The organism is Mesorhizobium sp. P2_E7 (genome assembly GCF_056403855.1).
Window position 1 is genome coordinate 2,222,731 of the sequence record NZ_JBFUER010000001.1, and the last position, 20,738, is coordinate 2,243,468.

At 63.9% G+C, this 20,738-nt stretch carries 21 protein-coding genes; 7 read left to right on the plus strand and 14 right to left on the minus strand.

Annotated elements, in window-relative coordinates; genetic code table 11:
• Positions 1-28 precede the first annotated feature (28 nt).
• The gene (locus tag AC1DYC_RS11170; RefSeq protein ID WP_477406236.1) at positions 29-436 is read right to left on the minus strand and encodes a carboxymuconolactone decarboxylase family protein; all 408 of its coding nucleotides are present in this window, start codon (positions 434-436) and stop codon (positions 29-31) included.
• Between the two features lie 433 nt (positions 437-869).
• Positions 870-2,303 carry a DHA2 family efflux MFS transporter permease subunit gene (locus AC1DYC_RS11175; RefSeq protein ID WP_477406238.1) on the minus strand — a complete coding sequence of 478 codons (1,434 nt, stop codon included), beginning with the start codon at positions 2,301-2,303 and terminating at the stop codon, positions 870-872.
• Between the two features lie 119 nt (positions 2,304-2,422).
• On the opposite strand from AC1DYC_RS11175, the gene AC1DYC_RS11180 reads away from it, so the two are divergent.
• Together AC1DYC_RS11180 and AC1DYC_RS11185 are read left to right on the plus strand one after the other, a co-directional pair.
• Positions 2,423-3,424, plus strand: coding sequence for an ornithine cyclodeaminase family protein (locus tag AC1DYC_RS11180; protein ID WP_477406240.1), 1,002 nt, complete (start codon positions 2,423-2,425; stop codon positions 3,422-3,424).
• Complete coding sequence (locus AC1DYC_RS11185) at positions 3,421-4,929, plus strand: HAL/PAL/TAL family ammonia-lyase (RefSeq protein ID WP_477406242.1); 1,509 nt, start codon at positions 3,421-3,423, stop codon at positions 4,927-4,929. Before AC1DYC_RS11180 ends, AC1DYC_RS11185 begins: the two co-directional genes overlap by 4 nt.
• Before the next feature lie 143 nt (positions 4,930-5,072).
• Here the strand turns inward: AC1DYC_RS11185 and AC1DYC_RS11190 are convergent, their stop codons facing one another.
• The 6 genes from AC1DYC_RS11190 to AC1DYC_RS11215 all read right to left on the minus strand — a co-directional run bounded on the left by AC1DYC_RS11190 (position 5,073) and on the right by AC1DYC_RS11215 (position 10,168).
• On the minus strand, positions 5,073-5,876 hold the full coding sequence (locus tag AC1DYC_RS11190; protein ID WP_477406244.1) for a 3-methyl-2-oxobutanoate hydroxymethyltransferase: 804 nt from the start codon (positions 5,874-5,876) through the stop codon (positions 5,073-5,075).
• A 73-nt stretch (positions 5,877-5,949) separates the two neighbouring features.
• Entirely contained in the window at positions 5,950-7,038 is a 1,089-nt protein-coding gene (locus AC1DYC_RS11195) for a fatty acid desaturase family protein (protein WP_477406246.1), read from the minus strand.
• 20 nt (positions 7,039-7,058) lie between these two features.
• Positions 7,059-7,973, minus strand: coding sequence for a sugar phosphate isomerase/epimerase family protein (locus AC1DYC_RS11200; RefSeq protein WP_477406248.1), 915 nt, complete (start codon positions 7,971-7,973; stop codon positions 7,059-7,061).
• Between the two features lie 57 nt (positions 7,974-8,030).
• Positions 8,031-8,984 (minus strand): Gfo/Idh/MocA family protein, encoded by a 954-nt coding sequence (locus AC1DYC_RS11205; RefSeq protein WP_477408253.1) that lies wholly within the window; start codon positions 8,982-8,984, stop codon positions 8,031-8,033.
• A complete protein-coding gene (locus AC1DYC_RS11210) occupies positions 8,890-9,279 on the minus strand; it encodes a Gfo/Idh/MocA family oxidoreductase (protein WP_477406250.1) in 390 nt (129 codons plus the stop codon). Before AC1DYC_RS11210 ends, AC1DYC_RS11205 begins: the two co-directional genes overlap by 95 nt.
• Positions 9,280-9,397: 118 nt before the next feature.
• Complete coding sequence (locus AC1DYC_RS11215) at positions 9,398-10,168, minus strand: IclR family transcriptional regulator domain-containing protein (protein WP_477406252.1); 771 nt, start codon at positions 10,166-10,168, stop codon at positions 9,398-9,400.
• A 118-nt stretch (positions 10,169-10,286) separates the two neighbouring features.
• On the opposite strand from AC1DYC_RS11215, the gene AC1DYC_RS11220 reads away from it, so the two are divergent.
• From AC1DYC_RS11220 to pcaF, 3 genes are read left to right on the plus strand one after another with little or no spacing between them, the layout of a single operon-like run.
• Positions 10,287-11,144, plus strand: a complete 858-nt coding sequence (locus AC1DYC_RS11220) for a CoA transferase subunit A (RefSeq protein WP_477406254.1) — start codon at positions 10,287-10,289, stop codon at positions 11,142-11,144.
• On the plus strand, positions 11,141-11,929 hold the full coding sequence (locus AC1DYC_RS11225) for a CoA-transferase subunit beta (RefSeq protein WP_477406256.1): 789 nt from the start codon (positions 11,141-11,143) through the stop codon (positions 11,927-11,929). Before AC1DYC_RS11220 ends, AC1DYC_RS11225 begins: the two co-directional genes overlap by 4 nt.
• A gap of 1 nt (position 11,930) precedes the next feature.
• Positions 11,931-13,136: a 3-oxoadipyl-CoA thiolase gene (gene pcaF / locus AC1DYC_RS11230; protein ID WP_477406258.1), complete on the plus strand. Its 1,206-nt coding sequence runs from the start codon at positions 11,931-11,933 to the stop codon at positions 13,134-13,136.
• Between the two features lie 154 nt (positions 13,137-13,290).
• Here the strand turns inward: pcaF and pobA are convergent, their stop codons facing one another.
• The 6 genes from pobA to pcaD are packed head-to-tail and all read right to left on the minus strand — an operon-like array spanning position 13,291 to position 18,109.
• Positions 13,291-14,463, minus strand: coding sequence for a 4-hydroxybenzoate 3-monooxygenase (pobA, locus tag AC1DYC_RS11235; RefSeq protein WP_477406260.1), 1,173 nt, complete (start codon positions 14,461-14,463; stop codon positions 13,291-13,293).
• Positions 14,463-15,515 carry a 3-carboxy-cis,cis-muconate cycloisomerase gene (locus AC1DYC_RS11240; RefSeq protein WP_477406262.1) on the minus strand — a complete coding sequence of 351 codons (1,053 nt, stop codon included), beginning with the start codon at positions 15,513-15,515 and terminating at the stop codon, positions 14,463-14,465. Before AC1DYC_RS11240 ends, pobA begins: the two co-directional genes overlap by 1 nt.
• Positions 15,516-15,534: 19 nt before the next feature.
• Positions 15,535-16,149 carry a protocatechuate 3,4-dioxygenase subunit alpha gene (pcaG, locus tag AC1DYC_RS11245; protein ID WP_477406264.1) on the minus strand — a complete coding sequence of 205 codons (615 nt, stop codon included), beginning with the start codon at positions 16,147-16,149 and terminating at the stop codon, positions 15,535-15,537.
• Positions 16,149-16,904: a protocatechuate 3,4-dioxygenase subunit beta gene (pcaH, locus tag AC1DYC_RS11250; protein ID WP_477408255.1), complete on the minus strand. Its 756-nt coding sequence runs from the start codon at positions 16,902-16,904 to the stop codon at positions 16,149-16,151. The genes pcaG and pcaH overlap by 1 nt, the downstream gene beginning before the upstream one ends.
• Complete coding sequence (gene pcaC / locus AC1DYC_RS11255) at positions 16,894-17,307, minus strand: 4-carboxymuconolactone decarboxylase (protein WP_477300959.1); 414 nt, start codon at positions 17,305-17,307, stop codon at positions 16,894-16,896. The genes pcaH and pcaC overlap by 11 nt, the downstream gene beginning before the upstream one ends.
• On the minus strand, positions 17,300-18,109 hold the full coding sequence (gene pcaD / locus AC1DYC_RS11260; RefSeq protein WP_477406266.1) for a 3-oxoadipate enol-lactonase: 810 nt from the start codon (positions 18,107-18,109) through the stop codon (positions 17,300-17,302). The genes pcaC and pcaD overlap by 8 nt, the downstream gene beginning before the upstream one ends.
• A gap of 93 nt (positions 18,110-18,202) precedes the next feature.
• Here pcaD and pcaQ point away from each other — a divergent pair, with 93 nt between their 5' ends.
• Positions 18,203-19,120, plus strand: coding sequence for a pca operon transcription factor PcaQ (gene pcaQ, locus AC1DYC_RS11265; protein ID WP_477280334.1), 918 nt, complete (start codon positions 18,203-18,205; stop codon positions 19,118-19,120).
• Between the two features lie 300 nt (positions 19,121-19,420).
• Positions 19,421-20,719 carry an ABC transporter substrate-binding protein gene (locus AC1DYC_RS11270; RefSeq protein ID WP_477406268.1) on the plus strand — a complete coding sequence of 433 codons (1,299 nt, stop codon included), beginning with the start codon at positions 19,421-19,423 and terminating at the stop codon, positions 20,717-20,719.
• The last annotated feature ends 19 nt before the right edge of the window (positions 20,720-20,738 follow it).

Sequence of the window (20,738 nt, forward strand, 5' to 3'; positions counted from 1 at the left end):
TCTCCCACAAGGGGAGAAGGTGACGAGATCACTTCACCTCGAATTCCGGATCGACCGGGATCTGCATCGCCGTCACCAGATGGTTGGTTTGCCCGGCCAGCCCGATGATCGACACCAACTCGCCATGCTGCGCGTCGGTCATGCCCTTGGCGCGTGCGGCGGCGGTGTGCGAATGAACGCAATAGGAACAGCCATTGGCGGTCGAGACCGCGATGTAGATCATCTCCTTGGTCAGCGGATCGATGGCGCTCTCCGTGGCCATCACCACCTTCACCTGTTCCCAGGTCCGTTTCAGCAAAGCCGGATCATTGGCCAACCCGCGCCAGAAATTGTTGACGAAATCGGACTTGCGGGTGGCGCGGATGTCGTCGAACACCGCCTTCATTGCCGGGATTTTCTCGACTTCGGCATCGGTCAGGAGTCTTGTCGCGGCCATGGCGTTTCCCTTTATTGAATCGGTGGATCAGGTCGTTGAATCGGATCTCGAGCAAACGTGGCTAGCCGGCTCTTCTGATTCAGTTTTCAACGCCGATTAGAGCAGAACGTAGAAGGTTCGCCGAGCCCCCTCAGCTTCGTCATCCCAGGGCGAAGCAGGCGCGAAGCGCCGTCGCGGAGACCCTGGGATCCATTCCGTGACGTCTATCGACGAATGCAGCGGACGCAGAATTCTTCACCGCTGCAACGCTCAAGAGTCCCGGCATGGATCCTCGGGTCTGCGCTGCGTCGCTACGCTCCTTGCTCCGCCCGTGGATGACGAAGGAACTGAGGTCATCGCCAATTACCAACGTATGTGCACCGCCAGGCGCCAGTCGTTCTGAGGCGAAGCACAAGGCGGAACTATCTCCGCCTGAGCCCGACAAATTTCGAATTCAAGTCCTAGGCGCGTGGCCGGAAACCTCGGCGCCCGCACCGGGCGGCAGCACCAGGAACCGCAGCGCCGCCACCAGCCCGATGGCGCCAATCGCCACGAAGGCGATGCGAAAATCGACGAGGTCAAGCGCTGGCCGGTCCCTGACGATCTGCGACAGATTGAGGATCGCCGCCGCCACCGCGACACCGAACAGCATCGCTATCTGCTGCAGCATGGAAGACAGCGTCGCCGCCGAACTGCGCGGCGCGGCATCGATATCGGCGAAGGCCAGCGTGTTGAGCGCGGTAAACTGCATCGAGCGTGACAGGCCAGCGATCAGCATCAGCACCACGACCAGCGCCTGCGGCGTGTCAGGCGAGATCGCGGCGCAGGCCATGATCGAGGCCGAGGCGATGATGCCGTTGACAACCATCACCGTGCGAAAACCGAAACGCCTGAGCGTCGGCGTCGTCACCGTCTTCATGCCGAGATTGCCAAGGAAATACGCCAGGATCATCAGACCGGCATCGACGGGGCTAAGCCCAAAGCCGACCTGGAACAGCAGCGGCAACAGGAACGGCGTGGCGTTGATCGCGACCCGGAAGATGGTGCCGGCGGCAAGCGTCGAGATGGCGAAGGTCAGCACCTTGAACGCGCTGAGATCGAGCAGTGGATGCGGTGCGCGCCGGAGATGCCGCACCGCCAGCCAGCCGATGGCGATGCCGGCCGCGATCAGCAGCACGGTCGGCAAGGCGCCGTCCTCCGGATGTGCGATGCGTTCCAGGCCATAGAGTAGCAGCGCGAGCCCCAGTGACGTCAGGAAGAACCCCGGCCAGTCCAGCGGCTTGGGATCGGCCTCGCGGTCGCCCGGGATGAAGCGGGCGACCAGCGCCAGCCCGATCAGCCCGAGCGGGATGTTGATGAAGAAATTCCAGTGCCAGGAGAGATAGGTGGTGATGAAACCACCAAGCACCGGCCCGACGACGGGCGCAAACAGTGCCGGCCAGGTGATCAGCGCCGTGGCGTTGAGCAGCTCCGATTTCGGCGCGTTGCGCAGGACGAGAATGCGCCCGACGGGCGTCATCAGTGCGCTGCCGAGACCCTGCACGACGCGGGCGGCAACGAATTGAGGGAGACTCTGCGAGAAGCCGCAGGCGAGCGAAGAGAGTGTAAACAGCACGATCGCCAGGAGAAAAATGTTGCGCGCGCCAAAACGGTCGGCGAGCCAGCCCGACAGCGGCACGAACACCGCCATGGTCAACATATAGGCGGTGATGCCGATGCTCATCGCCACCGCCGGCACGCCGAAGGAGTCTCCCATCTGCGGCAGCGAGGTCGAGATGATCGTCGAATCCAAAAGCTGCATGAAAAACGCGATGGCGACGATCAGCGCCACCCGCCGCGCATTGCTGGCGGTTGCGGCCGAGGCGTCGGTATCGGGAACAGCAGTCATGACGAACCGCGTTGAACAGCATATGGCTGGCCCAGTCCAGAGCCTAGCCAACAAACTTCCGTGTCGGCCTGCAGCCTGCTATGGGATGGACAGGGCGACGGAGGAAAGTGCACGCATCAATGAAGCCGATCTATATCGACTACCTCAATGCCCTCGATATCGAAGCCCTTGAGATGACCGACGGCGAAATCATCACCGCCGTCGAGGCTGGACTGGTCGCGCAAGGCAATGGCCAGACGGTGATCGAGCCGCGCGTCCATCTCGAACCCGATCCTTCCTTCCACGGCCATTTCAACGTGCTGCGCGGTTACGTCGCGCCGCTCGATGCGGCAGGCGTGAAGATCGTCGGCGACTATGTCGACAACTATCTGCATGGCCTGCCCTCGGAATTCGGCATTTTGAATCTGTTCGATCCGCGCACCGGCACGCCGCGCGCCATTCTCGATGCCACCGTCATCACCGATATGCGCACCGGCGCCGTCACCGCCATCGGCGCAAAGCATCTGGCGCGCAAGAATTCCAAGGTGCTGGCCCATATCGGCGCGCGCGGCACCGCCTACTGGAATGTGCGGCTGCTCGACCATCTGTTCGATTTCGACGAAATCCGTGTCCATTCGCGCCGCCCGGAAAGCCGCGACGGTTTTGCCGCCAAACTCTCCGCCGACCTCGGCAAGAAAGTCACGGCGGTCGCCGACTGGGAGAGTTGCGTCAAGGGCGCCGACATCGTCGTCGAGGCTTCGCGGCTTTCGGAACCGCAACCGCTGCTCAAGACCGAATGGATCAAGCCCGGCGCTTTCGTCGTGCCCTATGGCACGATGAGCGCGGTGGAGCTGTCGCTGACCGACATCATGCAGAAAATGGTCGTCGACGACTGGGGCCAGTGCAAGGGCGGCAAGTTCGGTTCGCTGCGCGCCCATGTCGAAACCGGGCGGCTGAGCGAAAAGACGCTGCATGCCGAACTCGGCCAGATCGCCGCCGGCCTCAAACCGGGCCGGCAGAGTGACGACGAGACGATCCTGTTCTGGCATCGCGGCCTGTCGCTGTCCGATATTGCGCTGGGCAAGGCGATGCTGGCCAAGGCCGCGGACAAGGGCATCGGCCAGAGGCTGCGCTTCGCATGACCGCGCTCGTCCTCACCGGCGCCGGCGTCAGCGTCGAGGATGTCGCGGCGGTTGCCCGTGGCGGCCGCAAGGTCGAGGTCGAGCCTGCCGTTATCGAGAGGCTCGACAAAGCCCGCAAAGTGCTCGACCAGGCCGCCGCGTCCGGCCAGAAGATTTACGGCCTCAACACCGGCCTCGGCGCCAATCTCGGCAGCTCGGTCGAAGGCGATGCCAGCGCCTTCCAGCGCCAGTTGCTGGAAGGACGCAGCGGCGCCGTCGGCGAACCGCTGCCGCAAGAGGCGGTGCGGGCCACCATGTTTGCCCGTGCCGCGATGTTCTCGGTTGGCGGTTCGGGCATTTCGCCGGCGGTTTTCACCGCGCTGATCGACGCGCTCAATGCCGGCGTGCACCCGGTGATGCCTGGACTGGGCTCGATCGGCGACGGCGACCTGGTGCTGATGACTGCCCTTGCCCGTCTGCTCACCGGTGACGGCGAAGCAGACTATCAGGGCCGTCGCATGCCGGCCGCCAAGGCCCTGATGATGGCGCGGCTCGCCCCGATCAGCCTGGCGCCGAAAGACGGGCTGTCGCTGATCAACGCCTCGGCGGTCTCAGCCGGAAGCGGCGCGCTGGCGCTGGCCGACGCGCTGTCCGCCTTTGCGCAACAGCAGCAGGCGGGCGCTCTGACCATGGAAGGGTTCGGCGCCAACCGCACCATCCTCGATCCGCGCCTGCATCTGGCGCGGCCGGCCGCCTGCCAGCAAATGGCGGCAAAGGGCCTGCGCGATCTACTTGCCCGCGACGAGGAGGCGGCGCCGACAACCTTGCAGGACCCGCTGTCGATCCGCTGCATGCCGTCGATCCATGGCGCGCTGATCCAGGCGATCGACCAGGCGCGGCTGGCGCTGGAGATCGAACTCAACGCCGCCGCCGACAATCCGCTGGTGCTGGGCGATGACGGCCAGGTGCTGTCGACCGGCAATTTCCATACGACGTCGCTGGCGCTCGCCTTCGAGACGCTCGGCCTGGCGATGGCCCAATGTGCGGCCGCGAGTGCCGCCCGTTTCATCCAACTTACCGGCTCCGGCCGCAACGGCCTGCCGAAATATCTGTCGCCGGTCGGTGGGGCCTCGGCCGGCTTCGTGCCGCTGCAAAAGACGGTGGCGGCGATCCTCGCTAGCATCCGCCACAAGGCCAATCCGGTCATGCTGGATTTCCTGGCCGTATCCGAGGGCGTCGAGGACGTTGCCACGCAGACACCGCTCGCGGTTTCGAAATGCGCCGGGATGATCGGCCTGTGGCGGCGGCTGATTGCCTTCGAACTGATGGCTGCAGCGCAGGCCGTCGATTTCCGCGACGGGCTTAAGCTCGCGCCGGGCACCGCCGCGATCCATGCCGCGGTGCGCGCGCATGTGGCAATGCTCAGGGAAGACCGGCCGCTGGGAGCGGACGCCGAGGTGCTCCACGCCCTGCTCGCCGACGGAACATGGCAAGGCGCCGGGACGGTCGATAAAGAACCCGAATAGGGCGTGTTGAGATTCAGGTCAGGCCGAGTCGAAATGGTGGTTTTCGAGAACCGGAGCGGAGCGGACATTTGGTCCGTGAGCACCGGAAGCGCAGAAAGCCGCCATTTGCAGGCCGGCATCACCTGAATATCAGCACACCCTGATCAGCTCTTTGCGTCTACCCTCTTCATGAACTGGCTGAGCTCTGCAGGGTCCATGCGCACAACATGCTTGTTTTCCGGATAGGCGCCACTGTTGACGTCGGCGACATATTCGGAAAACGCCGCGACCCGCTCCGCCTGCAGCCGGTCATACTCGGCGGCGAAGTTGCGATAGACCTTGGAATGGCGCGGCATATGACCCCGGTTCTGGCCGAGAATGTCCTCGGCAAACAGATATTGCGCATCGCAGCCCGTGCCCGCCCCCATCGACAGCATGATCAGCGAGGTGCGTTCGGAGATTGCCTTGGCGACCTCGATCGGCACCACCTCGATCTCGGCGCCGAGCGCGCCGACGGCCTCATATTGCTTGACCGCCTCGAAGATCTGCATGGCGGCGTCAGCGGTCTTGCCGACGGCCTTGAAACCGCCGGTCCAGGTCGCGCGCGACGGAATGAGGCCGACATGGCCGATGACAGGAATGGCGTCGTCGGCCAGCCGCTTGACGGTGGCGAAACCGGCGCTGCAATAGACGGCGTCGGCGCCCGCCTTGTAGAGCCGGAACGCCCAGCGCAGGAAATCGTCCGCCGTCCCGATTTCATAAAAGTTCTCGCCGGGCATGGTGAACAGGCTGGGCGCCGCATCGCGATACTCAGGGTTGAGCACCAGCTCCGGCGGCACCGAGACGATGTCGACCCCTGCCCGCTCGGCAGCCTCTGCCTCGTCCATCGTCAGCACGCGCAGCATGGTCAGCTGCCGCTTGCCCTTCATGGCGCGCAGATCGGCGACGGTCGGTCTTTTTCGGCTCATCGGGATATCCCTGTTTGCTGGAATTCATCATCCACCTTACCGGCCATGTGACAGGCCGGATAGAAGGCTTGGCTTATTCGGCGGCCGCCGACATATCGACGTTGTGGAACTCGCCGCGATAGGGCCGCGCCGTCGGCGGCAAGTCGCGCTTGAGGAAATAATCCTCGTATCGCAGTTGCTTCAAAAGCACCGGCCAGACCTCGCGATAGGCATGCCACATCGACGGGTTCGCCACCGGCAAATCGTGCTTGATCAGTTCGTGCAGCCTGGGCAAGGCATGATAAGGCACCATCGGGAACATGTGGTGTTCGACGTGATAATTCATGTTCCAGTAGATGAAGCGGCTGACCGGGTTCATGTAGACGGTGCGGGTGTTGAGCCGATGGTCGACGACATTGTCGGCCAGCCCGATATGCTGCAGCAGGCCGGTCAGCACCATGTGCCAGCTGCCATAGAGGCGCGGCAGACCGATCAGCACCAGCGGCAGCCATGACCCCAGCGCGATCGCGACAGCGATCGTCGCGGCATAGACCGCCATATGCCAGCGCGCCGCGGTGATCGCCTTCGCCTGCTCCGTCTCCGGAATGTAGCTCTTTTCATCGTCAGACAGTCGGCCAAACGCCTGACGCACCAGCGTCGGCAGCGCGTAGCGGACATCGAGGATGCCGGTGAAGGCGAGCGCTGCCCTGATGAGATCCGGCGGACGCATCACCGCAATCTCGGCATCGCGGCCGACAATGATGGTATCGGTGTGATGGCGGGCATGGCTCCAGCGCCACTGCACCGGATTGCGCACCAGCATGAACGAGGCAACCTCGTAGATCACATCGTTCATCCAGCGCGTGCGGAAGGCGGTGCCATGGCCGCATTCATGCCAGCGCGAGTCGCTCGACGAGCCATAGAGCACGCCATAGACCAGCAGGAACGGCACCACCCACCATGTGCCCCATAACCAGACGATGCCGGCGGCCGAGCCCAGGATCGCAGCGACCCAGATGATGGTGTCGCGGATCGCCGGCCCGTCGGAGCGCTGCATCAGCTCCTTCATCGCCTTGCGCGGCACGTCTGTGTGATACCACTCGGCGGAGGCGAGCCCGGTCTCGATCGCCCGGCGGGTGCTTTCGCCGACCAGGCTGTAATCGCGTTTTGTCTTGACCACCATCGTCACCTCCCGCCTCGGCCTCAAAGGCCGTTGGCGCGGAATTTTCCGTCGAGGAATGTTTTCGCCCGCGGCACGTCGTCCTCGGTCAGATGCTCGATGATGACCGGAATGTTCGGGTGCTTCTCGCTGAGCCGCTTCAGATAAAGATCGTAGTTCAGCGAACCGAGGCCCGGCGCCGGCAGTTCGATCTCGCCGACACCGCGGAAGGTCAGCCCTTCATGCGCGTCGGCATCGCCGATATCGGCATGCTTTTCCGTCTTGTCGCTGCCTGAGCGCTTCACATCCTTGGCATGCGCGATGCGGATCTTGTCGGTCAGCGTGTCGAACACCTGGTTCAGCACCTGGTCCATGCGGTCGATGTTGTGCGCCTCGAAATAGTTGGTCGGATCCATCAGCAGGCCAAGGCCGGGATGGTCGACCTGCGCGAACATCTTTACTGTCTCCTCCACCGAGCCGACGACATTGTTGACATAGGTTTCGAGCAGGAACACCGCGCCATGGTCGTAGGCGGTCTGGGCAAGGTCCGAGATCACCTTGCGGCATTCCTCGAACCCTTCCTCGGTCTTGTTCTTGGGGTGATGCACCCAATCGGATTCGGTGTTGTAGGTGCCGGTTTCCGAGATCACATAAGGCGAGCCGAAATCGCGCGCGTTGCGGATGATCTCCTTGAGATAGCCAACCCGCTTCTCGCGCTCGGCCTTGTCGGGGTGGATGATGTTGGTGTAGCCCGAGAGGCAGCAGACCGGCAGATTGTGGTCGCGGAATGTGTCGCGCACGACCCTCGCCTTGTCCCTGGTGATCTGCCCAGCTGACAGGTCGATATCCCTGAAATGCAGATCGAGCTGCACCGTGTTGAAGCCGAGCGCGCGGATGCGCCGTGCGGACTCCGCGAGCTCATAGGGGAAATAGCCGGTGAAGATCCCTGCCTGCATCATGATGTGAACTCCTCCCGGTAAGCGATTCAGCCGCCACGCTATTCGGCGGCCAGATTGTCAGTCGATCGATATCTCGGACAGTTTGACGGTGCGGCCTTCGGCCATCGAGCGGTAGCCGGCCTCGACCAGCGCCATCGTTCTGACATTGTCGGCAACCGACAGCGCCGGCGGCGTGCCCGTCTTCACCGCATGCTGCAACTGTTCCATCACGCCGATAAAGGCGTGCGGAAACCACATCGTGTCCCAGCTCGGGCTGACCCACTTGCCGCCGGTCGTCTCGGTCGAGGCATAGGTCAGCGTGGAAGCGACACCTTTCGGCCAGCCGATCGTGCCCTTGGCGACTCCCTTGGTGCCATCGACGCGCCAGTTGATGTGCTGGTCGTCCTCATAGCCTTCCTGGCGCGGGCCGGACCAGACGTCCTCCAGCGACACGGCAAGCACGCCGGAGGGAAAGCGCAGCGTCGAGACGGTGATGCCGTCGGAATGGTTGAACGCCGTGCGCGGGTCCTTGCGCGTCAGCGTGGTGATTTCAGAGGGATCGCCGAACAGGAAGCGCAGCACATCGAGATGATGCACGCTCATATTGGCGAGCGTCAGCCGGTCGTAACCGGCAAGAAAAGTCTGCCAATGCGGGATCGCATGCATGTCAATCTGCGCAAAGACGATCTCACCCAGCATGCCGCTGTCGATGATCTGCTTCAGCACGCGCATCGACTGGTCGTAGCGCATGTTCTGGTTGACCGAGAGGATCTTGCCGGACCTGGCTGCCTCGTCGCGCAGCTTGACCGCTTCCTCGACCGACAGCGCCAGTGGCTTCTGCGCCAGGATCGCCTTGATGTGCTTTTGCTTCAGCGCATGGCGGATCAGCGCCGGCTGCTGGTCGGGCGGAAAGGCAAGGTCGACGATTTCGACCTCACTACTCTCGATCAGTTGTTCCGGCGTGTCGTGGACGGTCGGGATGCCCCAGCGCTGCGCCACTTTCTCGGCGCTGGCCTTGGTCCGCGAGGCGATTGCGACGACCGGAAAGCGGGCCTGCGCATAGGCGGCGAGATGGCATTCGGCCATGATCATGCTCACTACTCTCGATCAGTTGTTCCGGCGTGTCGTGGACGGTCGGGATGCCCCAGCGCTGCGCCACTTTCTCGGCGCTGGCCTTGGTCCGCGAGGCGATTGCGACGACCGGAAAGCGGGCCTGCGCATAGGCGGCGAGATGGCATTCGGCCATGATCATGCCGGCGCCGATGCAGCCGATCCGGTATTCGCTGCTGCGAACCCTCACATCCGGCTCGAAACCCTGGCCTGCCATCCATTCCTCCCCTGGAGGACAGGATATAACGCCATGGCCGGCCGATCAGCCAAGGTCCGCTCCATCAATTCCCATCAGAACCAGGGCAGCGCCAAGCTTCGGACAGTTCACGCGTCGGTCAGACAAAGAAGAATTCCTCAACCCGCTGCTTGGCCTTTCGCAGCACCGGCAGGATATCCCGCTCCATCTCTGCCACCGAAAACCGGGCCGACTGGGTCGACATGTTGATTGCCGCCACCGTCCGCCCGGATCGGTCGCAGATCGGCACGGCGATCGAGCGCAGGCCGAGCTCCAGTTCCTCATCGACGATGGCAAAGCCGTCCGCCCTCGCCGCGTCGATCGCTTTGCCTAGTGCTGCGCGACTGGTGATCGTCTTCGGCGTCCGCCGCTCGATCTTCGCCTCGGCAAAGAAGGACTTCAGCTCGTCCACGCCCAGCCCCGCAAGCAGGACACGCCCCATTGAGGTGCAGTGGGCCGGCAGCCTGGTGCCGACGTCGAGTGATACGCTGAGGATGCGGCGGCCGGGTATACGCGCGACATAGACGACCTCCTCGCCCGACAGCACGGCCGCGTTGCAGGCTTCATTAAACTGGCCCGCCAGATCACGCATGATCGGGGCCGCGAATGTCCACAGTGAGGCGCCGCCGAGCCAGGTGCGGACGACGGTCAGCAGGCGCGGCGAAAGCGAAAACTGCCGGCCGACCTGCGTTGCATAGCCGGTCGCGGTCAGCGTCAGCAGGAAGCGGCGCGCACCGGCGCGAGTCAGTCCCGCCTCTTCCGCCATCTCGGTCAGCGTCATCCCTGCCGGATGCCGGGCCAGGATCTCCATGACTGCAAGGCCGCGCTCCAGCGAACCGACATGGTCGCGCGTCGTTGCCTCGTCGTCCATGAGACCTCCGCGAAACAATCTGTCGCCATTGACTCGACATAGCGACTTGGCATAAAAGTATCTCATACAAAACAAATATTCGCAATACGAACTTTTTCCAATTCGGAGTTCCCCTGCGATGGTCAAGTTTCTGCCGCTCAGTGAGGCTGTGGCCGAGAACCTGCACGACGGCGATGCGGTTGCCTTCGAAGGCTTCACCCATCTGATCCCGACGGCGGCGGCGCATGAAGCAATCCGCCAGGGGTTTCGCGACCTCACCCTCATCCGCATGACCCCTGACCTGATCTACGACCAGATGATTGGCATGGGCATGGCCAAGAAGATCGTGTTCTCCTATGTCGGCAATCCCGGCGTCGGCCTGCTGCGGCGCGCCCGCGATTCCATCGAGAACGGCTTTCCCCGAGCGATCGAGATCGAGGAACACAGTCATGCCGGCATGGCCAATGCCTATGAGGCGGGTGCCGCCGGCCTGCCCTGCGCGGTGTTCCGTGGCTATCGCGGCGCCGGGCTGGCGGCAGTCAATCCGAACATCAAATCGGTCACCTGCCCTTTCACGGGCGAAGTGCTGGCGGCTGTTCCTTCAATACGGCCGGACGTCACCTTCATCCATGCGCAGAAGGCCGACAAAAAAGGCAATGTGCTGGTCGAAGGCATTATCGGCATCCAAAAGGAAGCCGTGCTCGCGGCCAAGCGCGCGGTGGTGACGGTCGAGGAAGTGGTCGACAATTTCGACGATCTCCACCCCAACCTCACCGTGCTGCCGCGCTGGACCATTGCAGCTATCTCCGTGGTGCCCGGCGGCTCGCACCCCTCCTACACGCATGGCTATTATGTGCGCGACAATGCCGCCTATCTCGAATGGGACGAGATCGCCGCCGACCGCGAGAAATTCCAGGCCTGGATGCAGGCCAATGTCCTTGAGCGCACGGCGGACGATTTCGCGGCCCGCGTCGAACGTCTGAGGAGCGCGGCATGAGCGGCTTCACCCCCAACGAGATGATGACGATTGCCGCCAGCCGCGCCTTGAAGAACGATGATGTCTGCTTCGTCGGCATCGGCGCGCCGTCGGCCGCCTGCAATGTCGCGCGGCTGACGCATGCGCCCGACATCACGCTGATCTATGAGAGCGGGACCATCGGCACGGCGCCCGACGTGTTGCCGCTGTCGATCGGCGACGGCGAACTCTGCGACACCGCCGTCACCACCGTCTCGGTGCCCGAGATGTTCCGCTACTGGTTGCAGGGCGGCCGCATCTCCATCGGCTTCCTGGGTGCCGCCCAGCTCGACAAGTTCGGCAACATCAACACCACCGTCATCGGCGACTATGCGCATCCGAAGACCCGCCTGCCCGGCGGCGGCGGCGCGCCGGAGATTGCCACCTCGTCGAAGGAAATCTACATCACCATGGCGCAGTCCAAGCGCGGCATGGTCGAAAAGATCGACTTCTTCACCTCCTTCGGTCATGGCGACGGCGGCGATCATCGCCAGCGCCTCGGCATCGACACATCAGGCCCGACGCTGCTGATCACCGATCTCGCCATCTGGAAGCCGGACCCCATAACCAAGGAATTCACCGTCGTGTCGCTGCATCCCGGCGTCACGCGCCAGCAGGTGCAGGACAGCTGTGGCTGGATCGTAAAGTTCGCCGAGGCGCTTGACGAAACGCCGGCGCCGACGGAACTCGAGCTGACGACATTGCGCGACCTGCAGGCCCGCACTAAGGCGGCGCACGAGGGAAGCGGAAAAGAAAAGGCTGCATGACATGGCCGAGGCCTTCATCTGTGACTACATCCGCACCCCGATCGGCCGCTTCGCCGGCTCTCTGTCTTCGGTCCGCGCCGACGATCTCGGCGCCATCCCGCTGAAAGCGCTGATCGAGCGCAATCCCGGCATCGACTGGCAGGCTATTGACGACGTCGTCTACGGCTGCGCCAACCAGGCCGGCGAGGACAACCGCAACGTGGCGCGGATGTCGCTGTTGCTGGCCGGACTGCCTAAGGAGGTTTCAGGCTCCACCGTCAATCGGCTCTGCGGCTCCGGCATGGATGCGCTCACTATTGCCGCCCGTGCCATCAAGTCGGGCGAAGCCGAGCTGATGATCGCCGGCGGTGTCGAATCGATGAGCCGCGCGCCCTTCGTCATGCCCAAGGCCGAGACCGCCTTTTCGCGCCACGCCGAGATTTACGACACCACCATCGGCTGGCGCTTCATCAACCCGTTGATGAAGAAGCAATACGGCGTCGATTCCATGCCCGAAACCGGCGAGAACGTTGCCGAGGATTTCCAGGTGTCGCGCGCCGACCAGGATGCCTTCGCCGTGCGCAGCCAGGACAAGGCTGTCGCAGCGCAGGCCAATGGCCGGCTGGCAAAAGAGATCACCCCGGTGACGATCCCGCAGAAGAAGGGCGATGCGATCGTCGTCTCCAAGGATGAGCATCCCCGCGCCGGCACAACGGTCGAGTCCTTGGCAAAGCTGCCGACGCCGTTCCGCCAGGGCGGCACTGTCACCGCCGGCAACGCGTCGGGCGTCAACGATGGCGCCGCGGCGCTGATCGTCGCGTCGGAAGAAGCGGTGAAAAAATATGGCCTGACACCGATCGCCCGTATCCTTGGCGGTGCCGCTACCGGCGTCGCGCCGCGCATCATGGGCATCGGCCCGGCGCCTGCGACGAAAAAGCTGTGCGCCCGCCTCGGCCTGACGCCGCAACAATTCGATGTCATCGAACTCAACGAAGCTTTCGCCTCCCAAGGCATCGCCGTGCTCCGCCAACTCGGCATCGCCGAGGACACGGAGCACGTCAACCCGAATGGCGGCGCCATCGCGCTTGGCCATCCGCTCGGCATGTCGGGCGCCCGTATCGCCGGGACGGCAGCGCTGGAGTTGCGCGAGCGCAACGCCCGCTATGCGCTCGCCACCATGTGCATCGGCGTCGGCCAAGGCATCGCGGTGGCGCTCGAACGCGTTTGAAATACGCACGCCAGGGTGTGCCGAGGTTCAGGTCAGGCCGAGTCGAAAATGGTTGATACCGAGAACCGGAGCGGAGCGTACTTTTCGTACGTGAGCACCGGAAGCGCAGGTATCAGCCATTTGCAGGCCGGCCTCACCTGAATATCGGCACACCCTAATAGGGAAGCCCGACATAATTCTCGGCCAGCGCGGTCGACGCCGCTTGCGAATGCACGAGATAGTCGAGCTCGGCCTCCTGGATGCGCTGGCCGAAATCGCCCGTATCGGGAAAGCGGTGCAGCATCGTCGTCATCCACCAGGAGAAGCGCACCGCTTTCCAGACTCGCGCCAGCGCCTTGGCTGAATAAGCGTCGAGCCCGACCTGCGATTTGTCGAGATAGAATTCGCGAAACCCGGCAAAGAGATAGCGCACATCGCTGGCGGCGAGGTTGAGCCCTTTGGCGCCGGTCGGCGGCACGATATGGGCGGCATCGCCGACCAGGAACAGCCGGCCGAAGCGCATCGGCTCGGCAACGAAGGAACGCAGCGGCGCGATCGACTTTTCGAAGGACGGCCCGGTGACGACAGCGGCAGCCGTTTGTTCCGGTAAGCGGCGGCGCAACTCATCCCAGAAGCGGTCATCGCTCCACGCTTCGACGCGCTCGTCGGCCGGGACCTGGACATAGTAGCGACTGCGATGGGTCGAGCGCATCGAGCACAGCGCAAAGCCGCGCTCATGGTTGGCATAGACCAGTTCGTGATCGGCCGGCGGAACCTCGGCCAACACGCCCAGCCAACCGAACGGATAGGTCCGCTCGAGAGTCTTCAGAGCCCGTTCCGGCGCCGATTTGCGGCTGACGCCGTGATAGCCGTCACAGCCGGCGATAAAGTCGCAATCGATGCGGTAGCTGACGCCATCCTTGTCATAGGTGACGGAAGGCGCGTCGCCGTCGAAATCGTGCAGCGCGACATTGGCCGCCTCGTAGACAGTGGTGAGCCCCGCCGCCTCGCGCTTGTCCATCAGGTCGTGCGTCACTTCTGTCTGGCCATAGACGGTGACGTGTTTGCCGCCGGTCAGCGCCGTGAGATCGAGCCGGTGCAGGCCGCCGCCGAAGGCGAGCGAGATGCCGGAATGCGGCAGGCCCTCGGCATGCAGCCTGGCCGCCGCGCCCGCCTCCTCCAGCAGTTCGACCGTGCCTTGTTCGAGCACCCCTGCCCGCACGCGGCCAAGCACGTGCTCGCGGCTCGAACGCTCGAGGATCACCGTCTCGACGCCGATGCCGCTGAGCAGCTGGCCGAGCAGCAGGCCGGATGGTCCCGAGCCGACAATGACGATCTTTGTGCGCATCAGTGGCCCAGGCTCTCGATCTGTCCGGAAAGTTCGGCGGCGAGCCGCAAGGCGGCCGCGGTCGCAACCGCCATTTGCGGCAGAAGCAGCCATTCCAGCGTCCAGGCAGCGCCCGAGCGCTCCTGCTCATGCACCAGCGCCTGGTGCATGCCGGAAAGCTGCGTGGCGTTGAAGCGCGCCAGCGCCACCAGCGCTTCGGCCTTCACCGGGTTCTGCTTGTGCGGCATGGCCGACGAGCCGCCGCCGCCGGACAGTGTGATCTCAGAGCCGGCCTGCGCCATCAGCGCAATGTCCTGGCCGAACTTGCCGAGGCCGCCGGTGATGAGCGACAGCAAGCCGGCGAATTCGGCCAGCGCATCGCGCTGGCTATGCCATTGCGGCGCGTCGCCAAGGCCGAGCTTTGCGGCAAGTGCCGCGCGCACCGCAGGGCCCTTGTCGCCGAGCTTTTCCAGCGTGCCGGCGGCGCCGCCAAATTGCACTACGAGCAAACGTGGCGACTGTTGCGACAATCTCTGCTGATGCCGCTGTAGCGGCGCTCGCCACGCTGCGACACGGTCCGACACTTTTATTGGGATCGCCACCTGCATCCGTGTCATCCCGGCCAATGTCCTGCCCCCCAAACGCTCTTCCAACGCCGTCAGCCGCACGATGTTTTCAATCAGCAAGAGATCGAGATGGTCGATCACGCGGCGCAGCCGAAGCGCCAGGCCAGTATCGATGACATCCTGGCTGGTCGCGCCAAAATGCACGCTGGCGTCGTGCGGCGCGCCGACCGCTGCCTTCAGCTGGCGCACCAGTTCGGGCACGATCACGCCGTCTTTTGCCACACCGGCCCGCAGCTTTGCCGTATCCGGCTTGTAGGACAACAGGACAGACACGATCGCCGCCGCGGCGTCCTTGCCGATGACCCCGCTTTCGGCTTCCGCTTCCGCCAGCGCGCGCTCGAAATCGAGCATGGCGGCGATTTCCGCGTCGGCGGAAAATTGCCGCGCCGCCTCCTCGTCGCCGAGAAGGCCGGACAGCAGCGGATGGTCGAAGGGCGATACGGTCATTCGCGAGGTCTCCAGAGCATCAGCTGTCGAAGAAGACCGTTTCCTTCTCCCCCTGGAGATGGACATCGAAGATATAGTTCTCGCCCTGCCGCTCGGCGATCAGCGTCGGCACCCGTAGCTTGTGCTCGATGCGGGCGAGGATCGGGTCCTCGGCATTGGCCTTTTCCTCGTCGGAGAAATAGAGCCTTGTGTGGAGACCGATGTTGATGCCGCGCGCGACGATCCACAGGCTGATATGCGGCGCCATCAATCGCCCATCGCCAAACGGCACGCGCCCCGGCTTGATCGTCTGAAAACTGCACAGGCCGGTTTCCATGTCGGTCGGCTGGCGGCCCCAGCCCTGGAAATCCGGATCGGCATCGCCGCGCAACTCCGCCGGCGAATTGTAGAACCCGTTCGCATCCGCCTGCCAGATTTCGATCAGCGCGTCCCTGAGCGGCGTGCCGGTGCCGTCGAGCACGCGGATGCGCAAACCAATGCGCTCGCCCTTGGTCTTGTCGTTGATCATGGATGCGCCGAGATCGGCGGAATAGACGCCGCCAATGCCGCCGAAATTCGGCGTCAGCCCGATATGCACATAAGGCCCCGCCGTCTGCGACGGGCTCTCCTTCAGCCGGATGAGCGCCTGCGCCATCAATTGCCCTCCGGCCGGTTTTCGAACAGCGAGGCGCGGCGTCCGCGCAGCACGATGTCGAATTTGTAGGCGCGCGCGTCGAACGGGATCGTTGCCTGCATATCGAGCGCCGCGATCAGCGTCTCAACGGCGGCCTTGTCGCGGATGCCGCGCACGATCGGGCAGCGCCAGATCAGCGGGTCGCCCTCGAAATACATCTGCGTGATCAGCCGCTGCGCAAAGCCGTGGCCGAACACCGAGAAATGGATGTGCGAGGGACGCCAGTCGTTCGGTCCGTTCGGCCACGGATACGGGCCGGGCTTCACGGTGCGAAAGGCATAGCCGCCATCGGCGTCGGTGATGGTGCGGCCGCAGCCGCCGAAATTCGGATCGAGCGGCGCGAGATAGCCGTCCTTCTTGTGGCGGTAGCGGCCGCCCGCATTGGCCTGCCAGAATTCGAGCAGCGCGCCGGATACACCAACGCCGCGCTCGTCGAGGACACGGCCATAGACGATGATGCGCTCGCCGATGGCGCTCTCGCCCGGCTTGGCGAAATTGTGGATCAGGTCGGCGTCGAGTTCGCCCAGCATGGCGTGGCCGAACACCGGACCGGTTATTTCGGACGCGGTGTTGTCGAAGGCCAGCAGCGCCTTCTGCGGCGAGCGCAGCACCGAGGTCTTGTAGTCCGGCGTCAGCGCCGGCGGATGCCAACTGCGGTCGCGCTGGAAGAAGGCGCCGGTCTCCGGCCTGCGGTTCGAGCCGGCATCAGCTGGCATGGCCATTCCTGCTTCCGTCCATGTCCGAAAACACCTCCTTCGCGATCCTGAAGGCGCGGTTGGCCGCCGGCACGCCGGCATAGATCGCGACATGCAGGAACGCTTCGCAGATGTCGTCGCGCGACGCACCGGTGTTGGCGGTGGCGCGCACATGCATGGCGACCTCTTCATCATGGCCGAGTGCGGCGAGCAGGGCCAGCGTCACAATCGAACGCTCGCGCTTGCTAAAACCCGGCCGCGCCCACACCGTCCCCCAGGCCGCCTCGGTGATCAGCTCCTGGAACGGCCGGTCGAAATCGGTGACGGCATCCTCGCTGCGGTCGACATGCGGGTCGCCAAGAACCGAGCGCCGTACCGTCAGCCCGGCCCGGTATCTGGTTTCGTTTTTGGACACTTCATCCATGGATCTGCTTTCTCTCAGGAAGCGACGCGAGAAATTCTCGGATCAGGGTGGTCAGCGCCTCAGGCTGTTCGACGCAAGGGATGTGGCCGGCGTCGCGAATGATTTCGAACCGCGCGCCGGGGATCAGATCAGCCAGCCAGCGAACGAGGTCCGGCGGCGTCGAGCCGTCCTGGTCGCCGACGACGCAAAGCGTGGGCACCGCGATGGCCTGCGCGGCTTGGGTGAAATCGGCATCGCGCACCGCGGCGCAGGTGCTGACATAACCGGCGACGGCCTGCCGGGTCATCATGTTCCAGTAGCCGTCAAGCTCGGCGACACGCTCGGTGTGGAATGCTGGCGTGAACCACATTTTGAGCACGGCGTCGGCGACGGCCTGGATGCCCTTGCTTTCGACCGTTGCGATGCGGGTGTTCCAGCTGTCGGCGGTGCCGATCTTGTGCGCGGTATCGCACAGGATGAGGCCTTCGACGATGTCGGGGCGTCGCGCGTAAAACCCTTGCGCGACCAGGCCGCCGACCGACAGGCCGCAGAGGACGACATTGGTCAACCCGAAATGATCGATGAGGCCGGAGAGATCGTCGACATGATCGTCGATCGAGGAGATGCCGCCAATATCGGAGAGCCCGTGGCCGCGCTTGTCGTAAACCAGCAAGGGCATGTCAGCGTTCAATCCGGACACCACTTCGTCCCAGATGCGAAAGTCGGTACCGAGCGAATTGATGAACACGACCGGTCGCGCGTTCCCATCCGCCTTGAAGTGGCGATGGTGCAGCGTGATGCCGCCAATGTTGACGAATGGCACGATTTCGATCCTCCGTGTTCACATTGCACAAGGCATTTGGTTTGGTAAAATGATATTTTGCGCCGTTTCATTAACTGAGGGGTTACGAAAACCATGTCCGAAAGCCGCATAAGGTTCCGTCACCTGCAGGCATTCCTTGAGGTAGCGCGGCAAGGCAGCGTGGCGAGGGCGGCCGACTTTCTTCATGTCAGCCCGCCGGCGGTGACCAAGACATTGCGCGAGCTCGAGGAGGCGCTTGGCATCGCCGTCGTCGAACGTGACGGCCGCGGCATCAGGGTGACGCGGCTCGGCGAAATCTTCCTCGGTCATGCCGGCACGGCGATCACCGCCTTGAAGCGCGGCGTCGATTCGGTCAGGCAGGACGGCGCCATCAACCGCCATCCGATCCGCATCGGCGCCCTGCCGACAGTGTCGGCCAGGGTCATGCCGCTCGCCATGAGCCTGTTCCTGAGTGAAAACACCGGCGCGGCGATCAAGATCGTCACCGGCGAGAATGCGGTGCTGCTCGAACAGTTGCGCGTCGGCGCGCTCGACCTCGTTGTCGGCCGGCTGGCAGCGCCGGAAAACATGACCGGCTTCTTCTTCGAGCATCTCTATTCAGAACAGGTTCTGTTCGTGGTGCGGGCCGGCCACCCGCTTGCGCAGCCCGGCCAGGACATCTTCGCCCGCCTCGACGAGTTTCCGGTGCTGATGCCGACGCGGGAATCGGTCATCCGCCCGTTTGTCGACCGCCTGTTCATCACCAACGGCATGACCGCGCCGGCGACCGAGATCGAGACCGTCTCGGATTCCTTCGGCCGCGCCTTCCTGCGGCAGAGCGATGCCGTCTGGATCATCTCGACCGGCGTCGTCGCCAATGAAATCTCCAGCGGCGCCTTCGTCACGCTTCCCGTCAACACCGAAGAGACCAAGGGACCCGTCGGGCTGACCATGCGAACCGACACCGCCCCCTCGCCGGCCTTCGCCATCCTGCTGAAAACCATCCGCGAGGCAGCCAGCCGAGGCGGCTGAGGCAGTCGTCCTTCGCGCCGGCACAGTAAACAGTCAGTTTCGGCGACGCGGTTCCCAGGTGTGCAATTCTCGTAACCCCAGGGTTAACGAAACACCGCAAAATATCATTTTACCAAACCAAACACCTAGGGCACTGTGACGATGGGAGGATCGAAATCGTGCCGTTTGCCGGCATTGGCGGCGTTCCGCTGCCGCCTTGGAGCCAGCCGGGGCATATCCGATCTGAACAACGGGCGGCACCGATTTTGAGCAGGCCGGCGGTCGCCTCCAGGCACCGTCAGGAAAGGGAGGAATATCAGCATGACCTCAAGCAAATCCGGCGTCTCGCGGCGCCAGTTCATCGCCACATCTCTCGCCGGCGGCGCAGCCCTTGCGCTCAGCCGTGGCAACGCCTTCGCGCAGGCCGCCGACACGCTGAAAGTCGGCTTTGTCAGCCCGCGCACCGGCCCGCTCGCCGGCTTCGGCCAGACCGACGGCTATGTGCTCGACCTCGCCCGCAAGGCGCTGGCCGGCGGCCTCGACATCGGCGGCAAGAAATACAGTGTGGAGATCATCGACCAGGACACCCAGTCCGATCCCTCTCGCGCCGGCCAACTCGCCAAGGACCTGATCAACAACCAGGCCATCGACCTGATGCTCGCCGTCTCCACGCCCGAGGTGATCAATCCGGTCGCCGACGCCTGCGAAGCCGCAGGCGTGCCTTGCCTCTCCACTGTGATGCCGTGGGAGGCCTGGTATTTCGGCCGCGGCGCCAAGCCGGACGCCCCCTCGCCTTTCAAATGGACCTATCATTTCGGCTTCGGCGTCGGCGAATTCTTCAAGGCCTATATCTCCCAGTGGAACCTGATCGAGACCAACAAGAAGGTCGGCGTCATGTATCCCAACGACGCCGACGGCAACGCCATCCGCGCCCATCTGGCGCCGCTGCTGGCCAAGCAGGGTTTCACCATCGTCGATCCCGGCGCCTATGAGACCGGCACCACCGACTATTCCTCGCAGATCGCGCTGTTCAAGCAGGAAGGCGTCGAGATTTTCAACTCCTTCCCGATTCCGCCGGACTTCGCTGCCTTCTGGCGCCAGGCAGCACAGCAAGGCCTGATCAAGCAGATCAAGATCTGCCAGGTCGCCAAGACCGGACTGTTCCCGTCCGACATCGAGGCGCTTGGCGATCTCGGCAACAAGATTTCGAGCGCCGCCTACTGGCACAAGGCCTTCCCTTACAAGTCGCCGCTTACCGGCGTGTCGGGAACCGAGCTTGCCGACGGCTACGAGGCCGCGAGCGGCAAGCAGTGGACGCAGCAGCTTGGCGCCTCGATGTCGCTTCTCGACGCCGGCTTCGCAGCGCTGAAGGTGAGCACCGACGCCAAAGACAAGGCGGCGGTCGCCAAGGCGCTGAGCACGCTCAACACCGAGACCATGATCGGCAAGGTCGACTTCACCAGCGGTCCGGTCGCCAATGTCTCGCCCGGCCCGATCATCGGCACGCAGTGGGTGGCCGCCAAGGAAGGCAGCAAATTCCCGCTCGACTATGTCGTCACCGAGAACGCCACCGACCCGAAGGTGCCGGTCGAGGCCAAGCTCCAGCCGTATAACGGCTGATCGACGGTTACGGGGATCG

Coding starts and splice junctions, on each gene's coding strand:
- AC1DYC_RS11270 (WP_477406268.1), top strand. CDS start 19,421: ATGACCTCAAGCAAATCCGGCGTCTCGCGGCGCCAGTTCATCGCCACA.
- AC1DYC_RS11215 (WP_477406252.1), bottom strand. CDS start 10,168: ATGGACGACGAGGCAACGACGCGCGACCATGTCGGTTCGCTGGAGCGC.
- AC1DYC_RS11225 (WP_477406256.1), top strand. CDS start 11,141: ATGAGCGGCTTCACCCCCAACGAGATGATGACGATTGCCGCCAGCCGC.
- pcaC (WP_477300959.1), bottom strand. CDS start 17,307: ATGGATGAAGTGTCCAAAAACGAAACCAGATACCGGGCCGGGCTGACG.
- pcaQ (WP_477280334.1), top strand. CDS start 18,203: ATGTCCGAAAGCCGCATAAGGTTCCGTCACCTGCAGGCATTCCTTGAG.
- AC1DYC_RS11180 (WP_477406240.1), top strand. CDS start 2,423: ATGAAGCCGATCTATATCGACTACCTCAATGCCCTCGATATCGAAGCC.
- pcaH (WP_477408255.1), bottom strand. CDS start 16,904: ATGCCAGCTGATGCCGGCTCGAACCGCAGGCCGGAGACCGGCGCCTTC.
- AC1DYC_RS11170 (WP_477406236.1), bottom strand. CDS start 436: ATGGCCGCGACAAGACTCCTGACCGATGCCGAAGTCGAGAAAATCCCG.
- AC1DYC_RS11195 (WP_477406246.1), bottom strand. CDS start 7,038: ATGGTGGTCAAGACAAAACGCGATTACAGCCTGGTCGGCGAAAGCACC.
- AC1DYC_RS11240 (WP_477406262.1), bottom strand. CDS start 15,515: ATGACCGTATCGCCCTTCGACCATCCGCTGCTGTCCGGCCTTCTCGGC.
- AC1DYC_RS11200 (WP_477406248.1), bottom strand. CDS start 7,973: ATGATGCAGGCAGGGATCTTCACCGGCTATTTCCCCTATGAGCTCGCG.
- pobA (WP_477406260.1), bottom strand. CDS start 14,463: ATGCGCACAAAGATCGTCATTGTCGGCTCGGGACCATCCGGCCTGCTG.
- AC1DYC_RS11175 (WP_477406238.1), bottom strand. CDS start 2,303: ATGACTGCTGTTCCCGATACCGACGCCTCGGCCGCAACCGCCAGCAAT.
- AC1DYC_RS11185 (WP_477406242.1), top strand. CDS start 3,421: ATGACCGCGCTCGTCCTCACCGGCGCCGGCGTCAGCGTCGAGGATGTC.
- AC1DYC_RS11210 (WP_477406250.1), bottom strand. CDS start 9,279: ATGGCAGGCCAGGGTTTCGAGCCGGATGTGAGGGTTCGCAGCAGCGAA.
- AC1DYC_RS11190 (WP_477406244.1), bottom strand. CDS start 5,876: ATGAGCCGAAAAAGACCGACCGTCGCCGATCTGCGCGCCATGAAGGGC.
- pcaF (WP_477406258.1), top strand. CDS start 11,931: ATGGCCGAGGCCTTCATCTGTGACTACATCCGCACCCCGATCGGCCGC.
- AC1DYC_RS11220 (WP_477406254.1), top strand. CDS start 10,287: ATGGTCAAGTTTCTGCCGCTCAGTGAGGCTGTGGCCGAGAACCTGCAC.
- pcaG (WP_477406264.1), bottom strand. CDS start 16,149: ATGGCGCAGGCGCTCATCCGGCTGAAGGAGAGCCCGTCGCAGACGGCG.